Genomic DNA, 21,128 nt, shown 5'->3' on the forward strand with positions numbered 1-21,128 from the left:
GACTGGTCGGCGTTCATCCGTGGGTCGCAGTGGGTGTGATAGCGGTCCGACAGCGCATCCTCTGTGATCGGCCGGGCGCCGCCGATGCACTCGGTGACGTTCTGCCCGGTCATCTCGATATGGATGCCGCCGGCATGACTGCCCTCGGCCTGGTGCACCTGGAAGAACTGCTTCACCTCGTCCAGGATCTGCGCAAAGTCACGGGTCTTGTAACCGCTGCTGGCCTTGATGGTGTTGCCGTGCATCGGGTCCGAGCTCCACAGCACCTTGCGCCCTTCGCGCTCGACGGTGCGGATCAGCCCCGGCAGGTGATCGCCGACCTTGCTCGCACCCATGCGCACGATCAGGTTCAAACGCCCCGGGTCGTTGGCCGGGTTGAGCGCGTCGATCAGGCGGATCAGCTCTTCGGGATTCATGCTGGGGCCAACCTTGACCCCGATCGGGTTGTGCACGCCGCGCAGGAACTCGACGTGGGCCCCGTCCAGCTGGCGGGTACGGTCGCCGATCCACAGCATGTGCGCCGAGCAGTCGTAGTAGTCGCCGGTCAGGCTGTCCTGGCGGACAAAGGCTTCTTCATAGTTCAGCAGCAGTGCTTCGTGGGCGGTGAAAAAGCTGGTTTCGCGCAGTTGCGGCGCGCTGTCCAGGCCGCAGGCGCGCATGAACGCCAGGGTCTCGTCGATGCGGTTGGCCAGCTGGTGGTACTTGTCGGCCAGCGCCGAGTTGGCGATGAAGTCCAGGTTCCACTTGTGCACTTGGTGCAGGTCGGCAAAGCCGCCTTGGGCAAAGGCACGCAGCAGGTTGAGGCTGGCGGTGGCCTGGTGGTAGGCCTGCAGCAGGCGCTCCGGGTCGGGGATGCGGCTTTTCGGGTCGAAACCGATGCCGTTGACGATGTCGCCGCGATAGGCTGGCAGGGTGATGTCGCCGATGGTTTCATCGCCCGCCGAACGTGGCTTGGCAAACTGCCCGGCCATGCGCCCCACCTTGACCACCGGGCAGCCGGCGGCAAAGGTCATGACAATGGCCATTTGCAGCAGCACCTTGAAGGTATCGCGGATTTTTGCCGCCGAGAACTCGGCGAAGCTCTCGGCGCAGTCGCCGCCCTGCAGCAGGAAGGCGCGGCCTTCGGTGACCTCTGCAAACTGCCGGCGCAGCTCGCGTGCCTCGCCCGCGAACACCAGCGGCGGGTAGCTGGCCAGGGTTTGCTCAACCTTCAGCAGGTGCGCGGCATCGGGGTAGGTCGGTTGCTGCTGGATCGGCAGGGCACGCCAGCTGTCGGGGCTCCACGGTTGGTTCATCTCGGGCTCGGTCTTGTAGGTTATAGGCTTCAGGCCATGGTATCAGTTGGCGCTGTGCTTGTTGCATCACGGGTGTTGACGGACAATGCGCGTTTTGCGCGGGCGGGTGTGAGCATGACGGCGGAACGGGAAGAGCGGCTACTGGCACGGGTGGAGGATGCCTTTGGCGTCATCAGCGTGTATGAAGTGGACGACTACCGCTTTCTGGAGTTCGGCGATGCCATCGAGCAGAGCTGCGTGTTCACGGCCGACCCCAGCTGGCTGGAGTATGACTACACCCGCGCCATGCTGGTCGGGGCGCTGTGCCATCCGCAACCGGAGAGCGCGCTGTTTCTTGGCCTGGGTGCCGGCACGCTGACCCAGGCCTGCATGAAGTTCCTGCCGCTGGAAGACATCGAAGCCATCGAGCTGCGCCCGGACGTGCCGCGCCTGGCCATGGAGCACCTGGGCCTGGATGACGACCCGCGGCTGTACGTGCGTATCGGCGATGCCCTGGAGTTGCTGCCCACGGCAGAGAAGGCCGACCTGCTGTTCGTCGACCTGTATACCGACCATGGGCCGGGGGTAGGGCACCTGGCGTGGAGGTTTCTGGAAAACTGCCAGCAGCAGCTGAACCCGGGTGGGTGGCTGGTGATCAACCAGTGGGCCACCGATGACGGCAAGCCGCTGGGCGCGGCGTTGCTGCGCGGGTTGTACCACCGGCATTACTGGGAGTTGCCGGTGAAGGAGGGCAATGTGATATTGCTGGTGCCGGCGGACCTGGAGCAGATGCTGGATATGGACGGGCTGCGAGCACGGGCGCAGGCTTTGGCCCCGACCTTGGGGTATGGCCTTGAAGGGTTGATCCGCGAGATTCGCCCCGCTACTTGATGAAACTGTGCTGTGGCTGCTGGCCCTATCGCCGGCAAGCCAGCTCCCACAGGGGGCGCTTTTGGCTTTAGATTCATGTACCCCTTCGCGAGTGCAGTGATCTCAACCCTGATGCTGTCCCTGTGGGAGCTGGCTTGCCGGCGATAGGGCCGGTGCAGGCAGTAAAGCATTATCGATTCAGCCCCAGGCCATCTGATGGCCCGATACTGGCGCCGCACCCTGAAAATATTCCTCACTTCCTGCACTATTTCGGGTATAGTACGCGCCGGTCTTTTAGCGGACCTCAAAATCAGGTGGTGCAAATCCTCCGAGTCCAGCTTCGGCTGCACGTCCGCTAGGCGGACCTTCCCAAGTTTTCTTTTTCAATCGTTTTCGCAAATCCCCGCCGACAAAGCTGCCTGGGTGACCTTCCGGTCTTTCAAGGCATGTGCAGCTTTGCAGCATGGGTCTTTGCGGATGCACTTAGAGGCAGACCCATGACCCAGGAAACCGGCGGCTTCGCCGCTCTCGATCTTAATCCGAATATTGTTGCTGCCGTTCTGGCGACCGGCTACGAAGAGCCGTCCGCCATTCAGCAACAATCGATCCCGATCATCCTCGCCGGTCACGACATGATCGGCCAGGCGCAGACTGGCACCGGCAAGACCGCTGCCTTCGCCCTGCCGATCCTCAACAAGATCGATGTGAGCAAGCGCGAGCCGCAAGCCCTGATCCTGGCGCCAACCCGTGAGTTGGCGCTGCAAGTTGCTACCGCTTTCGAAACCTACGCCAAGCAGATGCCGGGCGTTAATGTGGTAGCTGTATACGGTGGTGCCCCGATGGGCCCACAGCTGCGTGCCATCCGTAACGGTGCGCAAATCGTCGTGGCCACCCCAGGCCGTCTGTGCGACCACCTGCGTCGTGACGAAAAAGTCCTGTCGACCGTGCAGTACCTGGTACTGGACGAAGCCGACGAGATGCTGAAGCTGGGCTTCATGGATGACCTCGAAGTGATCTTCGACGCAATCCCGGCTACCCGTCAGACCGTGCTGTTCTCCGCTACCCTGCCGTCGTCGATCCGCTCGATCGCCGAACGCCACCTGCGCGAACCCAAGCACGTCAAGATCCAGAGCAAGACCCAGACCGTCACCGCGATCGACCAGGCCCACCTGATGGTCCATGCCGACCAGAAGATCCCGGCTGTGCTGCGCTTGCTGGAAGTGGAAGAGTTCGACGCGCTGATCGCCTTCGTGCGTACCAAGCAAGCCACCCTGGACCTGGCCGCCGCGCTGGAAGCCAAGGGCTACAAGGCTGCCGCGCTGAACGGCGACATCGCCCAGAACCAGCGTGAGCGCGTGATCGAATCGCTCAAGGATGGTCGCCTGGACATCGTCGTCGCCACCGACGTCGCTGCCCGTGGCCTGGACGTACCGCGCATCACTCACGTGTTCAACGTCGACATGCCGTACGACCCCGAGTCCTACGTACACCGTATCGGCCGTACCGGCCGTGCCGGTCGCGATGGCCGTGCACTGCTGCTGGTCACCCCGCGTGAGCGCCGCATGCTGCAGGTGATCGAGCGTGTTACCGGGCAGAAAGTTGCCGAAGCCCGCCTGCCGAACGCTCAGGCTGTGCTGGATGCCCGCATCAAGAAGCTGACCTCGAGCCTGGCGCCGCTGGTAGCCGAAGCAGAAGCCACCCATGGCGAACTGTTCGACCGCCTGACCGCCGACCTGGGTTGCAGTGCCCGTGCCCTGGCTTCGGCCCTGCTGCGCAAGGCCACCAATGGCCAGGCGCTGGACCTGGCAGCGGTAGAGCGTGAGCAGCCGCTGGTGCCGGGCGTGGGTGCCCCGCGTGGCGAGCGTACCGAGCGCTCGGACCGTGGCGAGCGCAGCGACCGTGGTGATCGTGGTGACCGCGAGCGCCGTGCGCCGCTGCCGCTGGCCGAAGGCCGCGTACGTTGCCGTACTGCCCTGGGTGCCCGTGACGGCATCGCAGCCAAGAACCTGCTGGGCGCGATCCTCAACGAAGGTGGCCTGGCCCGTGATGCGATCGGTCGTATCCAGGTGCGCGACAGCTTCAGCCTGGTCGAGCTGCCGGAAGACGGCCTCGAGAAGCTGCTGACCAAGCTCAAGGACACCCGCGTGGCCGGCAAGCAGCTGAAGCTGCGTCGCTATCGCGAGGATTGATCCTGGCGCAATAAAAAAATCCCCGGCCTCGGCTGGGGATTTTTTTTGCCTGAACCATTTTGCGGCTGCTGCGCAATCCATCGCGGCGCGCGGTCCCCTGTAGGAGCGGCCTTGTGTCGCGAAAGGGGTGCAAAGCGCCCCCGGCGATCTTCAGTCGAACCGATAAATGTCCATGCCCAGCGCTCCCAGGGTGAACCCCTGGTGCACCACCCCAAACCTGCCCCCAGCCCCCAGGGCAAAGAACAACGGCAGCAAATGTTCGTCACTCGGATGGTTACGCACGGCAAACGGCGCCTGCTGCCGATAGCCCAGCAATGCCTCCTGATCATCCGTCCGGAGCTTCTCCACCACCCAATCCCTGAACGCCAGCGCCCAAGGCTCGATCACCTCGGGCCCGGCGTGCCAGTCCAGCTCGCCCAGGTTATGGGTAATGCTGCCCGAGCCAATCAGCAGCACACCTTCGTTGCGCAACTGCGCTAGCGCCTGGCCGACCTTTACCTGCAGCAGCGGCCCCCTGTGGCTGGGCAGCGAAACCTGCACCACCGGAATACTGGCCTCCGGGTACATCAGTGACAGCGGCACCCAGGCGCCATGGTCGAATGGCCGCTGCGCGTCCAGCCGCGCTGGCAACCCCGCACCCTGCAACAAGTCACTGACCTGGCCGGCCAGGCCGGGCTCGCCGGGCGCGGGGTATTGCACCGCATACAAGGCGGGCGGGAAGCCGTGGAAGTCGTGCCAGGTTTGCGGCTGTGCACTACCGGTTACCAGCAGTTCGCGGCTCTCCCAGTGCGCCGACACCACCACGATCGCTTTCGGCCGTGGCAGAGCGTTGGCGAGCCCGGCCAGGGCTGGGCCACTGGCACCGGGGTGCAGGGCGAGCATGGGGGAACCATGGGAGATGAACAGGCTGGGCAGCATGGCGGGGTCCTGAGGGTTAAGATGCACTCATCTTCGAGCATGTACAGATCGAAATCCAAACCAAGTTTTACCAACAAACCATCTAAAAATCGGGAGTGATCATGGAGCCAGCGTTCTGGCAGCAGCGATGGGCAGACAATCAGATCGGCTTTCACCAGGCGCAGGTGAACCCCTACCTGCAGCAGTACTGGCCACAGCTGCAGCTGGCGCCGGGCAGCCGCGTGCTGGTGCCGCTGTGTGGCAAGAGCCTGGACCTGGTCTGGTTGGCGGGGCAGGGGTATCGGGTATCGGGCGTGGAGCTGTCGCGGCGGGCGGTGGAGGATTTCTTTCGCGAGCATGGTCTTGAAGCCGAGGTGCGGCAGTGCGGGGCCTTTGAGGTTTGGCGCAGTGGTGACCTGGAGCTGTGGTGTGGCGATTTCTTTGCGCTACGCAGTGAGGACATTGGCGACTGCGTGGGGCTTTATGACCGGGCGGCGCTGATTGCGTTGCCGGTAGAAATGCGTGCGACATACATGCAGGCGCTATCGGCTTTGTTGCCGGAGAGTTGCCGAGGGTTGGTGGTGACGCTGGAATATGACCAGTCGCTGCTGGCCGGGCCGCCGTTTTCGGTGGGGGATGGAGAGTTGCGGCGCGGGTTTGCCGGCTGGCAGGTGGTTGAGCTGGAGGGGGGGCAGGTGATCGGGAGCAGCCCGAAGTTTGTGCAGGCCGGGGTATCCAGTTTGCTGGAGCGGGTTTACCGGGTCAGCCGCTGACAGGCGTACAAAAAAGGGCGACCGAAGTCGCCCTTTTCGTTTACTTGATGAATCAACCGCGACGGCGCAGGGCTTCGATACGGTCTTCCAGTGGCGGGTGGCTCATCAGCAGCCCGGCCAGACCGTGCTTCAGGCCGCCGTTGATGCCGAACGCCTTCATGGTGTCGGGCATGTGCACCGGCAGGCCTTGCTCCACGCGCAGGCGCTGCAGGGCGCCGATCATGGCGGCGGTGCCGGCCAGTTGTGCACCGGCTTCGTCGGCGCGGTACTCGCGGCGGCGCGAGAACCACATCACGATCATGCTGGCCAGGATGCCCAGGATCAGCTCGGCAACGATGGTCGCCACGTAGTAGGCGATGCCCTGGCCTTCTTCGTTCTTGAAAATGACCTTGTCGACGAAGTTGCCGATGATGCGGGCGAAGAACATCACGAAGGTGTTCACCACGCCCTGCACCAGCGCCAGGGTGACCATGTCGCCGTTGGCCACGTGGCCGATTTCGTGGGCCAGCACCGCGCGCACTTCATCGGGCGAGAATCGCTCCAGCAGGCCCTGGGAAACCGCTACCAGGGCGTCGTTGCGGTTCCAGCCGGTGGCGAAGGCGTTGGCCTCGTAGGCGGGGAAGATACCCACCTCGGGCATTTTGATGCCCGCCTCGCGGGACAGCTCCTCGACCGTTTGCAGCAGCCATTGCTCATGGCGGGTACGCGGCTGGCTGATGATCTGGGTGCCCGTGGTCATCTTCGCCATCCACTTGGAGATGAACAGCGAGACGAGGGAGCCGGCAAAGCCGAACACGGCGCAGAACACCAGCAGGCTGCTGAGGTTGAGATCGACGCCGTTGGCCGCCATGAACCCGTTGAAACCGAACAGGCTCAGGGTAATGCTTGCAACCAGCACCACCGCAAGGTTGGTGGCTACAAACAACAGAATGCGCATCATGGTTGTTACGTTCTCCTGACGGATAAGTTGTCGCTTACTGCGGGGTATATAAGGGCCCTGCGGCGCTGATTCAATCGGGCGACTATTTCAAACTGTGTACGGCGGAGTATGGCAGAGGATGGCGTGGGGGCTTTGGGGTAGAGCGTTGCAGGATGTAAGAAGCGGCGCATGCCCTGTGATGCGCCGCGCGGGCGGCGCTCGATGCAGGCGCCACCACAAAAAAACGCCGAACCTTACTGCGAATAAGTCCGCAGGAAATTGCCAATCCGCCCAATCGCTGCTTCCAGGTCATCCACCCGCGGCAAGGTCACCACGCGGAAGTGATCCGGCCACGGCCAGTTGAACGCGGTACCCTGAACGATCAGCAGTTTCTCTGACAGCAGCAAGTCCAGCGCGAACTTCTCGTCGTTGAGAATCGGGCAAACCTTCGGGTCGATCCGCGGGAACGCATAAAGCGCGCCCATCGGCTTCACGCAGCTTACCCCGGGGATGTCGTTCAGCAGCTCATAGGTGCGGTTGCGCTGCTCCAGCAGGCGGCCCGGCGGCAGCACCAGGTCGTTGATGCTCTGGTAGCCGCCCAGCGCGGTCTGGATGGCATGCTGCGCCGGCACGTTGGCGCACAGGCGCATGTTGGCCAGCATGTCGATGCCTTCGATGTAGCTTTGCGCGTGGTGCTTGGGCCCGGAGATGATCAGCCAGCCGGAACGGAAGCCTGCCACCCGGTACGACTTGGACAGGCCGTTGAAAGTCAGGCACAGCAGGTCGGGGGCCAGCGAGGCGGTGCTGATGTGCACGGCTTCGTCGTACAGGATCTTGTCGTAGATCTCGTCGGAGAACACCACCAGGTTGTGCTGGCGGGCCAGCTCCAGCATGCCCAGCAGCAGCTCTTTGGAATACACCGCGCCGGTCGGGTTGTTCGGGTTGATGATCACCAGCGCCTTGGTATTGGGGGTGATCTTGGCCTTGATGTCTTCAAGGTCGGGGAACCAGTCGGCCTGCTCGTCGCACAGGTAATGCACCGGCTTGCCACCGGCCAGGCTCACGGCGGCGGTCCACAGCGGGTAGTCCGGCGCCGGGATCAGCACCTCGTCGTTATTGTTCAGCAGCGCCTGCATCGACATCACGATCAGCTCGGACACACCGTTGCCGAGGTAGATGTCCTCGATGGTGACGCCTTCGATGTCCTTCTGCTGGCAGTACTGCATCACCGCCTTGCGCGCGCTGAACAGGCCCTTGGAGTCGCTGTAGCCTTGTGCGGTGGGCAGGTTGCGGATCACATCCTGAAGGATTTCATCGGGCGCCTCGAAGCCAAACGGCGCCGGGTTGCCGATGTTCAGCTTGAGGATGCGGTGGCCTTCCTCTTCCAGGCGCTTGGCGTGCTTGAGCACTGGGCCGCGAATGTCGTAGCAGACATTGGCGAGCTTGTTCGATTTGCTGAACTGCATGATGGGATCCCGGTTGAGAATACGCACAATGCCCCGCCGAAAGGTTTGAAAGGGCAGGGCGCGGGTGCCAGACTGAACGCCTGGCACACGAAGCCAACTAATATACGTGCCACCCGCGCCCCGGAAAAGACGGCGCGGGGTGAAATTCAGCCTGCCGAGGTCCCTACATGAAAAAGATCGAAAAAACCCTGGATGAATGGCGGTCGATGCTCGACCCCGAGCAGTACCAGGTCTGCCGCCTGAAGGGCACCGAGCGACCGTTCAGCGGCAAGTACAACAGCGAGCGCCGCGACGGCATCTACCATTGCATCTGCTGCGGCCTGGCGCTGTTCGATGCGCAGACCAAATTCGACTCCGGCTGCGGCTGGCCGAGCTTCTACGCACCGATCGAAGACAGCGCAATGATCGAGATCCGTGACACTACCCACGGCATGATCCGCACCGAAGTCACCTGTGCCAAATGTGATGCGCACCTGGGCCACGTGTTCCCCGATGGCCCGCCACCGACCGGCCTGCGTTACTGCATCAACTCGGTGTGCATCGACCTGCGCCCGCGCGACTGACAGGAGCCCGACCATGGCTGCATCGATGCTGGACATCCCCTGCGTGACCCTGGGCGGCGAGCACAAGAAGCTCGGCGACTTCCCGGGCAAGCTGCTGCTGGTGGTGAACACCGCCAGCCAGTGCGGTTTTACCCCGCAGTACAAAGGCCTGGAGCAGCTGTGGCAGCACTACCGCGAGCGCGGCCTGGTGGTGCTGGGCTTTCCGTGCAACCAGTTCGGCAAGCAGGAGCCGGGCGAAGCGCGGGAGATTGCGCAGTTCTGCGAGCGCAATTTCGGCGTGAGCTTCCCGCTGTTTCGCAAGGTCGAGGTCAACGGCGCGGGGGCGCACCCGCTGTTTGTCGAGCTCAAGCAGCGTGCGCCGGGCATTCTGGGTAGCCAGAAGATCAAGTGGAACTTCACCAAGTTCCTCGTCGATCCGGCCAGCGGCCAGGTCACGCGCTATGCCCCCACTACCAAGCCGCAGGCCCTGGAAGCGGACATCGAGCGCCTGCTCAGCCGTTAAGCGGCACCCAGTGGTCGACCAGCGCCAGTAGCTCTTCGCGGCGAAACGGCTTGGCCAGGTAGTCGTTCATGCCCGCCGCCCGGCAGCGTTCGCGCTCTTCGGGCATGGCGTTGGCGGTGAGGGCGACGATTGGCAGATCTGGCCAGCGCCCGCTGTGGCGGATGCGCCGGCTGGCCTCGTAGCCATCCATCACCGGCATGTTGCAGTCCATCAGTACCAGGTCGAACGCGTCTTGCTCCAGCAGCTCCAGGGCCTCGGCGCCCTGGGTGGCCAGTTGCACCTGGCAGCCGAGCTTGGCCAGCATGCCCTTGGCCACCAGCTGGTTCACCGGGTTGTCTTCCACCAGCAGAATCCGCGCGCGGCCTTGCTCGCGGCTGATGGCGGGGCTGGCCAGCGGGTGCTCGGGCTCCTGGCCTTGCAGGGTGCGGCGCAGGGTCTGGTACAGGGCGTTGCGGGCCAGGGGCCGGGCCAGTTGGTGCAAGGGGGCGAGGGCCAGCGACTGCTCACTGGACAGGAAATTGCCATAGGCGGTTACCAGCAGAATCGGTATTTTCAGGGCCGGGCGCAGCTCGAACAGGTGGTCCACATCGTCAGTGATCAACAGGTCGATGGTGGCGGCGTCCAGCGCAGTGACGCTGTCATGGCGCTGATAGCTCAGGCCCCAGCCGGGCAGCAAGTCCTGCAGCAGTTCATTGAGACCGCTGCCGGCGGCGCTCAGCGCTGCCACACGGCCATGCAGCGGCGCCGGCGGGATTGCTTCGGTGTGCACGGCCAGCGGCAGCTCGGCGGTAAACCAGCTGCCAAAGCCCGCTTCGGAGCGAATGTGCAGGTGGCCGTGCATTGCCTTGCACAGGTTGCGGGTCAGTGCCAGGCCCAGGCCGGTGCCGCCGTACTGGCGGGTAATGCCGGCGCCGGCCTGGGTGAACGGCTGGAAGATGCGCGCCTGGGCGTCTTCGGGGATGCCGATGCCGGTGTCGCGCACTTCCAGGCGCACACCGCCGACGATGGCCATCAGGCGCACGTCCACGCGGCCGAAGCGGGTGAACTTGAGCGCGTTGGACAACAGGTTGCTGACGATCTGCCGCACCCGTGTGGGGTCGCCGAGCACGCTGCTGGGGAAGTCGCGGGCGATCAGGCAGGTCAGCTCGACGCTTTGTGCGGTGTTTTGCGACAGCAGGTTGGCGGTGTCTTCGACCATCGAGCCCATGTCGAAGGCGATGCGCTCCAGCTCCAGCTGGCCGGCGTCGAACTTGGACAGGTCGAGGATATCGTTCAGCAACTCCACCAGCACCTTGCCCGAGTCGTGGGCGATTGCCAGTTGCTGGCGCTGCTCGCTGGGCAGCGGGCTGTCCAGCGCCAGGGCGATCATGCCGAGCATGCCGTTTAACGGGGTGCGGATTTCGTGGCTCATGTTGGCCAGGAAGGCGGCGCGCGCCTGGGCCATGTCCAGGGCACGGCAGCGAGCGATCTCCAGCTCCTGGTTGGACAGGCTCAGGCTGCTGTTGCTGGCTTTCAGCTCATTGGTGCGCGCCGAGACGATGTCTTCCAGCTCGTTGAGGTACTGGGTGAGGCGGTTTTCCGCCGTGCGCCGCTGTTCGATCTCGGTGGCCATGCTGACGAACTGCTGGTTGGCGACCTTCACCAGCACGCCGATTTCGTCGTGCTCGTGGCCGTGTGGGCATGCCAGGCGGGTTTGCCGCGGCTTGCGCGGGTCGCTGCCGCTGAGCGCGCCGATCACGGTTACCAGCGGCTTGGTCAGCATCATGTAGAACAGCCCCAGCAGGATGCCGGTGAGCACCAGGCTGCGGGCAAAGCCGTTGAGCAGGGTAATGCCGGCACGCTCCAGGAAGCGGCTGCCGAAGGCATAGGTGTCGACGTCCAGGTAGAGGGTGCCGAGGTACTCCTCGGGCATGTGGGTGAGGTACAGGCGCTCGTCGAGCTGGCGCTTCTCGCCGAACAGGAAGTCGCTCAGTGGCCGGTAGCGATCCTCCAGGCGGGGGCGCTCGACATCGGCCAGCACCGTGTCGTTGTTGTCGATCAGCCGTGCGCGGATGATTGCCGGCGACTGCAGCAGGCCGCGGGTGAGCTCCAGCGCCAGCTCCGAGTCGATGTTGTAGGCGATGCGCGAGGCCGGGTTGTGGCTGATTTGCAGCAAGGCACGCACTTCGCGGTTGATGGACGCGTCTTCGCTGGCATAATCGATGCCGATCTGGATGAGACTGAGCAATGTTCCCAGGATGAAGCCGACCAGGACTGTCAACCGGGCTTGCTTGTATGACAGGCGATTGGTGAACTTGATATCCATGAGTCCCGAGCCGGTTTCACGTCCCTTGCGCTGCGCAAGCATAGCCGAATAGCCCCGGCTGCTGGCGGGCCTGTCACACATTCAGCCTTGATAGCTCACCGGCCTGTACCGGCCTCTTCGCGGCTGAAGCCGCTCCCACAGGGATACCACAAAACCTGTGGGAGCGGCTTCAGTCGCGAAGAGGCCGGCACAGCAGGCCCCAAATCCGAATTTTCAGGAGCCCTGATGGACGCTCGCTTGATTGCATTTCTGGACCGCGCCGAATCGGTACTGGCGCGCCTCGAACCCTTGTTGCCGGCAGTACGCCCGGACATCGACTGGGGCACCACCCTGGCCGCGCGCTGGCAGCGCGATGGCCGTAGCGGCTACCTGCTGCCGCTGGAAGTCAGCCTGGATATCCGCCTGAGCGACCTGATCGGCGTCGACCAGCAGCGTGACCAGCTGGGCCGCAACACGCACCAGTTCATCAATGGCCTGCCCGCCAACCACGCGCTGCTGTGGGGTTCACGCGGCACCGGCAAGTCGTCGCTGGTGCGCGCCTTGCTGGCCGAACATGCCGGCGCCGGGCTGCGCCTGATCGAAATCGAACGCGACCACCTGGCCGATCTGCCACGGGTGGTCGAGCAGCTGCAGAAGCTGCCGCAGCGTTTCATCCTGTTCTGCGACGACCTGTCGTTCGAAGCCGGGGAGGGCGATTACCGGGTGCTCAAGAGCGTGCTCGACGGCTCGCTGGAGCAGGCCCCGGACAACGTGCTGCTGTACGCCACCTCCAACCGCCGGCACCTGGTGCCGGAGAAAGAAAGCGACAACGAGAACTGGAAGCGGGTTGACGGTGAGCTGCACCCCAGCGAAGCGGTGGAAGACAAGATTGCCTTGTCGGACCGCTTTGGCTTGTGGCTGTCGTTCTACCCCTTCACCCAGGACCACTTCCTCAATGTGGTCGAGCACTGGATCGGCCAGCTGGCAAGCCCGGCCGGCCTGCGTTGGCAGCGTGACGAAGCCCTGGACATCCTCGCCGTGCGCTGGGCTACCGGCCGCGGTAACCGTAATGGCCGTTGTGCCTATCAGTTCGCCCGCTACTGGGTCGGGCTGCAATTGCTGGAGCAAAAGTAAATGATCGACCTCAATGCCAGTGGCGCCGGCCTCGACGGCTACAACCTGCTGGCGGCGCAAGTGCGGGCACTGTTTGCCGACGAGCGTGACTTCATCGCCAACGCCGCGCAGTTTTCGGCGTTTCTGTACAACCAGGTGGACGACCTGAACTGGGCGGGGTTCTACCTCAACCGCAACGAACAGCTGGTGCTGGGGCCGTTCCAGGGCCAGGTAGCCTGTGTGCGCATTCCATTCGGCAAAGGTGTGTGCGGGGCGGCGGCGGCTACCCGGCAAACCCAGCGCGTGGAAGACGTGCACGCGTTCCCGGGGCATATCGCGTGTGACAGTGCGTCGAACAGCGAACTGGTGATTCCGCTGGTGAAGGAGGGCAGGTTGATTGGTGTGCTGGACCTGGATAGTCCGAAGCTCGGTCGGTTCAGCGAAGCGGACCAAATTGGGCTGGAGCGGTTGGCGGCGGTTTTTCTGGCGTTGACTGACTGCTGATTGGTGTGTCGCCTGTACTGGCCTCTTCGCGGCTAAAGCCGCTCCCACAGGGACTGCATCAGGCTTGACGGCCTTGCGGTCCCTGTGGGAGCGGCTTTAGCCGCGAAGAGGCCAGTACAGGTTAATGCATCAGTCGTACATCACCTTCTTCTTCCAGGTCTCTTCCTCATCGGTCTTGAGCCCTTCAGTCAGTTCGTTCTGCTCGTCCTGCGCCGGTTCCATCTTGTCCAGCACCTGGGCGTTGGCGCGGGCCAGCAGCTTCTCCAGATAGGTCAGCTGCTCTTCATACACCTTCGGCTCCGGCTGCTTGCGCAGGTATTGCACCCCGCGCTCGAACGCCAGGCGGGCCTGGCCCGGCTGGTTCTTCTGCAGGGCCATCTGGCCGAGGCTGTTGAAGAACTCGATGTGCAGCAGCACCAGGATATGGCGAATTTCCTTGACCCAGTGCTTGGCCTCGGCGGCAGGCAGGAAGCCTTCCTGGGCGGCACGGGTGACCTGGTTGTGCAAGGCTTCCAGCAAGAAACGCACGTCCTTGGCCTTGACCTCGGTCTGGATCGGGTTGGGCGGGTTGTTGACCGGGATCTGTTCGCCCTGGGCTATCAAACCTTCAAGCTCGGCAATGCGCGCCTTGAGCTCGGCATTGTGCTTGTCCACCGCCAACTGGCGCTGGTTCAGGTTGAGCTCCAGACGGGTCAGCAGCAGCTTCAGCGCCGGGGTCATGAACTGGCCGGGGAAGGTCTCGGTGATTTCACCGCAGCGGCGCAGGCGGTCGGCCAGCTCGATCTTCATCCGGGCGCGCTCGAGCTTGCCGTTCTCGACCACATTGTTGAGGTAGCCGATCACGATCAGCAACGCGATACCCGCCACGATGAGCAGGGTGATCAGAAGTGGTGTCACCGTTAATGCCTCATTGAAGAAGAATTGCAGCTTTGAGTGTAGTGAGTTTGCGCGTGAGCGAACAGGCGCCGTATGTCTGTGCTGGCCCTCTCTCTATATCGACCACCTGACGCGCAGCTGCACCCCTACCGACCCGGAAGTCATTGATTTAAATAAATTTCTACAAAGGGGTTGACGCATGTTCCAACCATCCATAGAATGCGCGCCACTTGCAGCGTAAAGCACACAGCGAAACGCGGCAGGAAGTGAAAGCAGGCAGCAATGCCAGCAGCGTGTCCCCTTCGTCTAGTGGCCTAGGACACCGCCCTTTCACGGCGGTAACAGGGGTTCGAGTCCCCTAGGGGACGCCAAATGCGGGAATAGCTCAGTTGGTAGAGCACGACCTTGCCAAGGTCGGGGTCGCGAGTTCGAGTCTCGTTTCCCGCTCCAAATTATCCGGCAACGCTTAACGGCGGGGCAGGAAATAGAAATCCAGTCTGAATCGTGAGGTTCAGGTCCTGGTGCACTGAAAAGTGTTGTGTGTCCCCTTCGTCTAGTGGCCTAGGACACCGCCCTTTCACGGCGGTAACAGGGGTTCGAGTCCCCTAGGGGACGCCAAATGCGGGAATAGCTCAGTTGGTAGAGCACGACCTTGCCAAGGTCGGGGTCGCGAGTTCGAGTCTCGTTTCCCGCTCCAGTTTAAATACTGTGGCGTCTATGCGGTACAGTGGTGGTGAAGGTCTTCATGGCGCTTCACGCCAATAGCGGTAAAGCTTCAAATTGCGGGAATAGCTCAGTTGGTAGAGCACGACCTTGCCAAGGTCGGGGTCGCGAGTTCGAGTCTCGTTTCCCGCTCCAAATACAAAAACGCCACTCTTTCGAGTGGCGTTTTTTTTTGCTTGGGATCAGGCCCTGTCTTCCAGCTGGGCAGCGGCACTCGGGAATTTCAACCAGCTCACCTTATCGTCGAATGACACCTCAACGAGCACATGGAACTGGAAGGTGAGGGCCAATTCTCGCAGGTTGGTTTCGCTCACGTTACCCAGCACTATCTCGCCAGCTTCGGTAGGAACGGGTAGCGCATTGGCAATGGGTAGTGTGATTTCCACCTCGGTATTGGTGCGGCTCACCCCAAGGATCCAGGCGTTGACGAACTGTGATGTATGCCGGAATTCCCAGTCGCCCAGCGTAAAGGTGGCGCTGCCCAGATTGCGCACGTTCAACGCGCCGTTGATGATTTTGGTGCACTGGACCGTTGGCAGGCCTTCGATTTTCCGTACTGTGACAAAGTGCAAAGGTGATGGCGGTACGTCAGGTTTGTCGATCTGGTAATGCAACTCGACCCTGCTGTTCATGTGCGGCGGCACATGCACGCGAGGGATCAGGTATTCACGTGCACCTGGCGAGGTGGGTGTGCTGGTGGAGTAGCCGCCGAGTGTGCCTGGTTCGCCCCAGTATGCGGTGACTGTTTCACCGGGCCTGATGTCGGCATCGTCCGGTATGACGAATGTGACGCCATTGACGGCCTTGCCTGGCTCCAGCGTGCTGAAGAAATCACTGCCTGTCGCCTCTTTGATGCGCGGCGGTGGCAGCTCGCGGGGTGGGGGGGACGGGTCTGATTTTACCGAGCGCGCCAAGGCTCGCTGAGTTGCCGTGCCGGCCCGGTCCTGGACTTCATAACGGGCAAAGCGAGTGCCGTTGCCGGCCTGGCGAATAAAGTCGCCTGTAAACACCAGCTTCAGCGTTTTGCTGCTACTTTGCGTACCCAGGAGTTCGATGTCCTCTTTGCTCAGCGTGATCATGCCGACCATCTGTTTCCCGACCGGGTCGTCGCTCCAGAACCACTTCACGGTGTCTCCTGGTTCGGCGCCAAGGAAGGGCGGGACTTCGGCCGTGACCTCGTCGTCATTGGCCTTCAGGTAGTCCTCGGTCACCCCATCACGAATGATTAGCGGGGGAAACTCCAGCTGGTCTTCATCTGGGAGCAAGGGGGGGGTCTTGTCGATGTAAACAGTCAGCGGCCGCGACTCGGAAAGTTCACCCGCGTAGTTGAGCACGTCGTAATGCAGATCATGCTCGCCTTCGATCATCAAGCGGACAGGTGCGAGGATATACAGATCTGCAGGCTGAATTGGCTTGTCGAACGCTTTTTTCTCGACTTCTTTACCATTCCAGTACAACGTCAGGTACTCGGTCCCCAGCTCTGGCGCCGAGTGTGCCCACAGCGGGAACTCGACGCGCAATGGCTTGTAGGTGGCGACAAACGCCACGACATTGCTCGGCGCTCCCTCCACATCAGGCACCAGGTCCAATACCGTTGGCGGAACGAGCAGTGCCGTATCCGTGGCCGGTGACGGCGCTGCGGTCGGTGTATTGCAGGGGTTTGTGGTTTCCTGAGTGGTTCTTTTACGAGTCATCGGCCTTCTCCGAGCCTGACGTTGAGACGAAAAAGGGAAGGCGCTACGGCCTTCCCTCAGTGTTCACCAGCTGTACCGCACCCCGAGATTGACGCCCCAGGGCTGTTCGATCTTGCTGCCGTGGCTGTAGTCGAAGTCGGCATGCGCTTGCCATTGCTCTGCCCATGACAGCGCCAGGCCCACACCAACCTCACCGCGCGTACCGGACAGGTCGTTGGCGAAGCGGTTGCCGTTCACCTTGACCTGGTTATCGTTGGCCCATTCATGCACGGCCGCGACGCGCAGGTAGGGCTGGAGGGTGCGCCCGTCCGCCGCGGTGAAGGTGCGCCCAGTTGTGGCGCCGAGCTTGCCCAGCAGCGAGCGTGTGCGTTCGCCCTCGGTACTCATACCGTTGTCCAGGCTGTAGTCCTTGCCCTGCACCACCAGCCCCGAGAGCTGCGCGAATGGCTCGAGGAAGTAGCCGTCTGCCAGGCTCAGGTGCCGGCCGACTTCCAGCGAAACCCCCAGCCCTTGACTGGTGTAGTCCCCCTCGGTTTTCTTGCCGTCGCTCAGGCGTACGTCCAGGCTGTTCTCGAAGCGGTTGAGCCGAGCCGTGGCGTCGAAGTAATAGCCGCTTTCGGCCTCGAACCAGCTGGTATAGGCACCGATGTGGTAGCTGTCGACGGTTGCAGATGAACCACGTGCCAGGTTGAGGTCGGATGTGCTGATGCCCGCCGTAACCCCGACCAGCCAGTTGCCATCACCGGCTGACAAGGGGGTATCGGCGCCGAACGACAAACCTTGCTGATGCTGCTGATAAGCCACGCCAGCGCTGGCCGCGACATTGTATTTATTGCCGAAGGTGCGCACCCAGGCGCCGGAGTTGGCCGGGTTGCGCCGCACCTCACCCATGCGGCTGCGCAAGGTGCCTAGTTCGCCGTACCAGATGGTTGGGGCTGCGTTGGCCAGGGCCATGACCGATTGCGTGCCAGGGCTGACCACTCGGGTAGTCAGGTCGAGGAACCAGTCGTTGTCGCCTTTGCGCACCAGGTCGTAGGAGTAGGCACCCAGGTCCACCGGCCCGCCTTGCAGTTCGAATTGCGCGTCGCCGCCGCCGGTGTGCACCATGTGCAGGCTGTTTTCCGCGTGCGGGTCGTGGCCACTGCTGTTGATCAGCAAGGTATGGTTGCCGCTGGCGTTGCCGGTCACGTCCAGTTTGTCCGATTGGCCGCTGCTGAAGTCAGCTTCCATCACGAAGGTGCCGTTGCCCGCCAGGCTGTCCAGCGAGAGGGTGAAGAACTCGTTCAGCTCGCCAAAGCGCACCGAGCCGCCATCCATGCTCAATGCGCCGACATGGGCATCGCCGACCATCACCCATTGGGCATTGCTGTCGATGGCCAGGCTGGCGACGTTTTCCAGGCGCCCTTTGAGAGTGGCAAAATTTTCGAGCTGAACTGCGGCACTGCCGCCTTCGGCGACGACGACGTCGCCCTCCAGCTGGCTGTCATTCACCCGCAAGGTCGCGTCAGCACTGTGCTCCACTTCCAGCAGCACGCCATTGCCCGCGCGCAGGGTCGAGCGGTTGAGCACGTCGATGTGCGCAGAAGCCGGGCGGATGGCGCCGATACCCACGACGATTGCCGATCCGTTCACGCCCTCGACCAGGCTGTTGTCCACCACCAGCGTGGAGTTGCCCGAAGGGCTGCTGCCTTCGCGCAGGCGTACGCCGTTCTGGCTGCCGCTGATGGTGGACCCTTCGCGGGCTATCAGCGTGCCGTTGAACAAATCGGCGCCCAGGCCGGCTGCGCCAGTGCCACGCAGCTCGCTGCGTTGCAGTTCGAGCGTACTGTCGTTGACCAGCGCGCCCTGGCGTGCGCCGCTTATGTTGCTGTCGATGACAAGCGCCTGTGAGTGCCTGCCCGCGCTGCTATCCGCTGTCAGGCTCAGGCCGCGGGACTCGCTCACCACAGTGGTGCGCTGCAAGGTAGCATCTGCCCCCCACAGGGTGAGACCGTTGGCATTGTTCAAGGCGTCGATACGGCTGTCGCTGAACGTGACTGTGGCGCCCGCCTCTGCAAACACCTGCAACATCTTCGCGCCATTGGCCGTCAAGGTGGCGGGACCTATGACGCGGTAGCTGTCGAGTGCGCTGCCGGCATCGATCAGGGTGTCCTTGGTAACGTTGGTCTGGGCCCAGGCGGAGGTTGCCAGCAGCAGCGGGCTCAGTTTGCCCAGCAGGGTCAGATGCCGAAGAGAATAGAAAGTTGATCGCGGGTGGCTAGACATGGAATTTCCTTGTGTATATGGCTGCGTTTGTAAGATCCATCTCTCCTTTTTGTAGGGGGATCTTTCAGGCCGTCAGCCTATGTGCGCCACTTCGCGATGAATGTAGGAATTACCCTACAATTCACCAGGATAAGTCCTACATTTAGTCTTGGCGGCGGCCCGATTTCCAAAGGCCGCTGCCAGCGGCGGTCAGGGGCGGGTCAAATCGCAAGTGCTCCCTGTGCCGTTGTCAGCGATGCTGACTCTTTTTTCCGCGGGAGCCGATACCAGGTCTTTTCCGGGGAAGCTGTACTTCACCCGGCCGCGTGCCGCCAGCGGTGAAGGGACATAGATCGGCAGAATACGATCCTCGTACGGCTGAATTTTCCAGACGAAGCCGTCCTCGATCATTGATTGAGTCAGCGGCAGCGTTTCGGGGGGGCCCACGTCGATGGGGACTTCACCGTTAAGCCCCTCGACGACCGTCCATTCGAGCGTGATCTCGTCGCCAGGTACGAGGTTGTACTGGGCACTGGCCGGGATCCTGATCCTGAATGCAGGAGGGGCTGTAGCGTCGCCCGGGTCCCACAAGGATGAGCAACTCAGCCAGTCTCGGGGCGTCAGCCCCTCGAACTGCCCCGCATCCGGGGTAATCGTCACCGCGTCGGCATCGACGTACTGGCGCTCCGACTCTTGTTCATTGAGCGCGTCGGCTGCTGCGCGCACGGTGAAGTGCACCGGCAGCCTCGGGTTGTTGCCGGCCGCAAGGATGTACTTCCACAGGATCGTGACTTGTTTGACCGCGCCAGTTACCCGGTCGACCACCCAGCTAGCCTCGTCCATCAGGATGCCATTCCAATAGAAGTCGACGACCTGTCCGACCTCGATGCGGTCGTACAGATCGATACTCAGCGTCGCGTCCTTACCGGCGTCAGCCCGCACCAGTCGGTTGCTCTGCCCCGACTCGCTGGTGATCTGGGGTGCGGTCAAGTAAGGGTTGACAGGCGCCGGCCATTCGGGGTCCGGGTAGGGGCGCCCGGGGCCTGCGATGGAAAAGTCGACGTTGATGTCGTCATCTGCCGGGCCATAGGGCACCTCGCCACGCAAGATTCGATAGCTGACATTGGTGGCTTCTACACCTGTGCTGGCGCCGTATTCCTCGCGCAATACCTCCGGGGGAACCGGGACGCTGATAGGGAAGGGGCGTGAGCCCACAGGCTCAGGGCGCAACACGGAGCCGGCTGGGGTTACCCCGTGCCATGTGACTTCGATGGTGTCGCGCAAGCCGCGGTTCTTGTACTCCGGGATGTCCACCGTGACCCCGAGCTGCGCATCCTTCAGGTCAAGTACGCCGTCCACGGCCAGCAGTACTTGTGGTTTCTGCAGATCTTCCGGTTCGTCCCCGAGCACTACGTCGACCGAGCCCGGGAAAGCCATGCGGCTCTTGTTGGTCGCTTTGTCGAACTCGAAGTAAGTGATGAAGAAGCGGCCATCGCCCATGCGCCGTATCTGGTCGACCGGGATCATTACCTTGCGGCTGATGGGAACGAGCCCGTCGGCCGCCGGCGTGCCGAATTCGCTCTGTTCTTCCGGCCATTTCTCCAGATAGTACAACTTGTACGTATCGCCCGGCTGCTGATCTACCCGGGGCGGTAAAGTGGCTTCAATGCCGCCGGGGTGCGCGGCCAGGTAGGTTTCGTTGATGTAGCCGGCGGGCAGCTGTACCGGATTCGGCACTATCTGTTCACCCCATGGCGGGATGCTGTCACAGATCAGCCTGATGGCCTCCGACCGACGGTGAACTCCCATGTAATCTTCGTGCCTGTAGCGGATCCATAGCGCGCCATTGACGGGGATATCGCCCTGAGGGTATGACATGGGAATAGGGAAATCGTCCGGCACGATCGGCGGAAAGCATTCCTCCGGGGTGCCGATGTCTTTGAAAGAGTCATTGGTACCGGTCAGGGAATATTCCAGCTGTAGTATTTCCGAGTCCAACTTGGGGTCGTTCGGTAGAAATGGCCATGGCGGAATGCGGACTTTAAGATCATCCGTCAAGGCATCTCGGTGCAGAGTGCCATCTGAGGGATCGATGATGCCTTTGACATCGGGGGCGTCAAGGCTCTTTGGGGATGGCGGAAAGTTGGCTGTTTTTGATTTCAGATAGCGCTTGCGGGTTTCTTCAGCTTTGCTGCGGTTGTCTGAAAGCGATGTTGAGTCTTTCATATTGGATCCTC

Annotated in this window: 15 protein-coding genes, 5 tRNA genes and 1 pseudogene; 12 read left to right on the forward strand and 9 right to left on the reverse strand. The window is 62.5% G+C overall.

What is annotated here, in order from left to right:
• Positions 1 to 1,295 (reverse strand): class II 3-deoxy-7-phosphoheptulonate synthase (locus HP547_RS03340; protein ID WP_172285513.1); only part of this gene is annotated, 1,295 nt, incomplete at its 3' end.
• Between the two features lie 114 nt (positions 1,296 to 1,409).
• Here HP547_RS03340 and HP547_RS03345 point away from each other — a divergent pair.
• Together HP547_RS03345 and HP547_RS03350 are read left to right on the forward strand one after the other, a co-directional pair.
• Positions 1,410 to 2,165, forward strand: coding sequence for a spermidine synthase (locus HP547_RS03345; protein ID WP_172285501.1), 756 nt, complete (start codon positions 1,410 to 1,412; stop codon positions 2,163 to 2,165).
• A gap of 442 nt (positions 2,166 to 2,607) precedes the next feature.
• Positions 2,608 to 4,333: pseudogene (locus tag HP547_RS03350) on the forward strand (DEAD/DEAH box helicase).
• Between the two features lie 150 nt (positions 4,334 to 4,483).
• Here the strand turns inward: HP547_RS03350 and HP547_RS03355 are convergent.
• The gene (locus HP547_RS03355) at positions 4,484 to 5,251 is read right to left on the reverse strand and encodes a class III extradiol ring-cleavage dioxygenase (RefSeq protein WP_172285502.1); all 768 of its coding nucleotides are present in this window, start codon (positions 5,249 to 5,251) and stop codon (positions 4,484 to 4,486) included.
• Positions 5,252 to 5,352: 101 nt separating this feature from the next.
• On the opposite strand from HP547_RS03355, the gene HP547_RS03360 reads away from it, so the two are divergent.
• Complete coding sequence (locus HP547_RS03360; RefSeq protein ID WP_172285503.1) at positions 5,353 to 6,003, forward strand: thiopurine S-methyltransferase; 651 nt, start codon at positions 5,353 to 5,355, stop codon at positions 6,001 to 6,003.
• Positions 6,004 to 6,055: 52 nt separating this feature from the next.
• Here the strand turns inward: HP547_RS03360 and htpX are convergent, their stop codons facing one another.
• Together htpX and HP547_RS03370 are read right to left on the reverse strand one after the other, a co-directional pair.
• A complete protein-coding gene (gene htpX, locus HP547_RS03365; RefSeq protein WP_003259721.1) occupies positions 6,056 to 6,943 on the reverse strand; it encodes a protease HtpX in 888 nt (295 codons plus the stop codon).
• A gap of 233 nt (positions 6,944 to 7,176) precedes the next feature.
• Positions 7,177 to 8,388: a pyridoxal phosphate-dependent aminotransferase gene (locus HP547_RS03370; protein ID WP_172222943.1), complete on the reverse strand. Its 1,212-nt coding sequence runs from the start codon at positions 8,386 to 8,388 to the stop codon at positions 7,177 to 7,179.
• Positions 8,389 to 8,555: 167 nt separating this feature from the next.
• Between HP547_RS03370 and msrB the strand changes: the two genes are divergently transcribed.
• On the forward strand, positions 8,556 to 8,951 hold the full coding sequence (msrB, locus tag HP547_RS03375; protein WP_172222947.1) for a peptide-methionine (R)-S-oxide reductase MsrB: 396 nt from the start codon (positions 8,556 to 8,558) through the stop codon (positions 8,949 to 8,951).
• A 13-nt stretch (positions 8,952 to 8,964) separates the two neighbouring features.
• The gene (locus HP547_RS03380) at positions 8,965 to 9,453 is read left to right on the forward strand and encodes a glutathione peroxidase (RefSeq protein WP_172222950.1); all 489 of its coding nucleotides are present in this window, start codon (positions 8,965 to 8,967) and stop codon (positions 9,451 to 9,453) included.
• On the opposite strand, the gene HP547_RS03385 is transcribed toward HP547_RS03380, so the two are convergent.
• Positions 9,443 to 11,800, reverse strand: a complete 2,358-nt coding sequence (locus HP547_RS03385; RefSeq protein ID WP_172285504.1) for a response regulator — start codon at positions 11,798 to 11,800, stop codon at positions 9,443 to 9,445. The two genes, HP547_RS03380 and HP547_RS03385, sit on opposite strands and share 11 nt — an antisense overlap.
• Before the next feature lie 183 nt (positions 11,801 to 11,983).
• Between HP547_RS03385 and HP547_RS03390 the strand changes: the two genes are divergently transcribed.
• Both HP547_RS03390 and HP547_RS03395 read left to right on the forward strand, forming a co-directional pair.
• Positions 11,984 to 12,871, forward strand: a complete 888-nt coding sequence (locus tag HP547_RS03390) for an ATP-binding protein (RefSeq protein WP_172222957.1) — start codon at positions 11,984 to 11,986, stop codon at positions 12,869 to 12,871.
• The gene (locus HP547_RS03395) at positions 12,872 to 13,354 is read left to right on the forward strand and encodes a GAF domain-containing protein (protein WP_172285505.1); all 483 of its coding nucleotides are present in this window, start codon (positions 12,872 to 12,874) and stop codon (positions 13,352 to 13,354) included. It begins immediately after the preceding gene.
• A 129-nt stretch (positions 13,355 to 13,483) separates the two neighbouring features.
• Here HP547_RS03395 and HP547_RS03400 read toward each other — a convergent pair whose 3' ends face one another.
• A complete protein-coding gene (locus tag HP547_RS03400; protein ID WP_172231799.1) occupies positions 13,484 to 14,251 on the reverse strand; it encodes a hypothetical protein in 768 nt (255 codons plus the stop codon).
• Positions 14,252 to 14,525: 274 nt separating this feature from the next.
• Here HP547_RS03400 and HP547_RS03405 point away from each other — a divergent pair.
• The 5 genes from HP547_RS03405 to HP547_RS03425 all read left to right on the forward strand — a co-directional run bounded on the left by HP547_RS03405 (position 14,526) and on the right by HP547_RS03425 (position 15,088).
• A tRNA-Glu gene (locus HP547_RS03405) sits at positions 14,526 to 14,601 on the forward strand.
• A 3-nt stretch (positions 14,602 to 14,604) separates the two neighbouring features.
• Positions 14,605 to 14,680 (forward strand) — tRNA-Gly (locus HP547_RS03410).
• Between the two features lie 92 nt (positions 14,681 to 14,772).
• Positions 14,773 to 14,848 (forward strand) — tRNA-Glu (locus tag HP547_RS03415).
• A gap of 3 nt (positions 14,849 to 14,851) precedes the next feature.
• Positions 14,852 to 14,927, forward strand: a tRNA-Gly gene (locus HP547_RS03420).
• 85 nt (positions 14,928 to 15,012) lie between these two features.
• A tRNA-Gly gene (locus HP547_RS03425) sits at positions 15,013 to 15,088 on the forward strand.
• Between the two features lie 47 nt (positions 15,089 to 15,135).
• Here the strand turns inward: HP547_RS03425 and HP547_RS03430 are convergent.
• From HP547_RS03430 to HP547_RS03440, 3 genes are all read right to left on the reverse strand, one after another.
• Positions 15,136 to 16,647 (reverse strand): hypothetical protein, encoded by a 1,512-nt coding sequence (locus tag HP547_RS03430; RefSeq protein WP_256676243.1) that lies wholly within the window; start codon positions 16,645 to 16,647, stop codon positions 15,136 to 15,138.
• 63 nt (positions 16,648 to 16,710) lie between these two features.
• Positions 16,711 to 18,912, reverse strand: coding sequence for an autotransporter outer membrane beta-barrel domain-containing protein (locus HP547_RS03435; RefSeq protein WP_172285506.1), 2,202 nt, complete (start codon positions 18,910 to 18,912; stop codon positions 16,711 to 16,713).
• Between the two features lie 189 nt (positions 18,913 to 19,101).
• Positions 19,102 to 21,117 (reverse strand): hypothetical protein, encoded by a 2,016-nt coding sequence (locus HP547_RS03440; RefSeq protein WP_172285507.1) that lies wholly within the window; start codon positions 21,115 to 21,117, stop codon positions 19,102 to 19,104.
• Positions 21,118 to 21,128: the final 11 nt, after the last annotated feature.

The sequence above is a fragment of the Pseudomonas sp. CM27 genome (assembly GCF_013179515.1).
In the GTDB taxonomy this organism is placed as follows: Bacteria; Pseudomonadota; Gammaproteobacteria; order Pseudomonadales; family Pseudomonadaceae; genus Aquipseudomonas.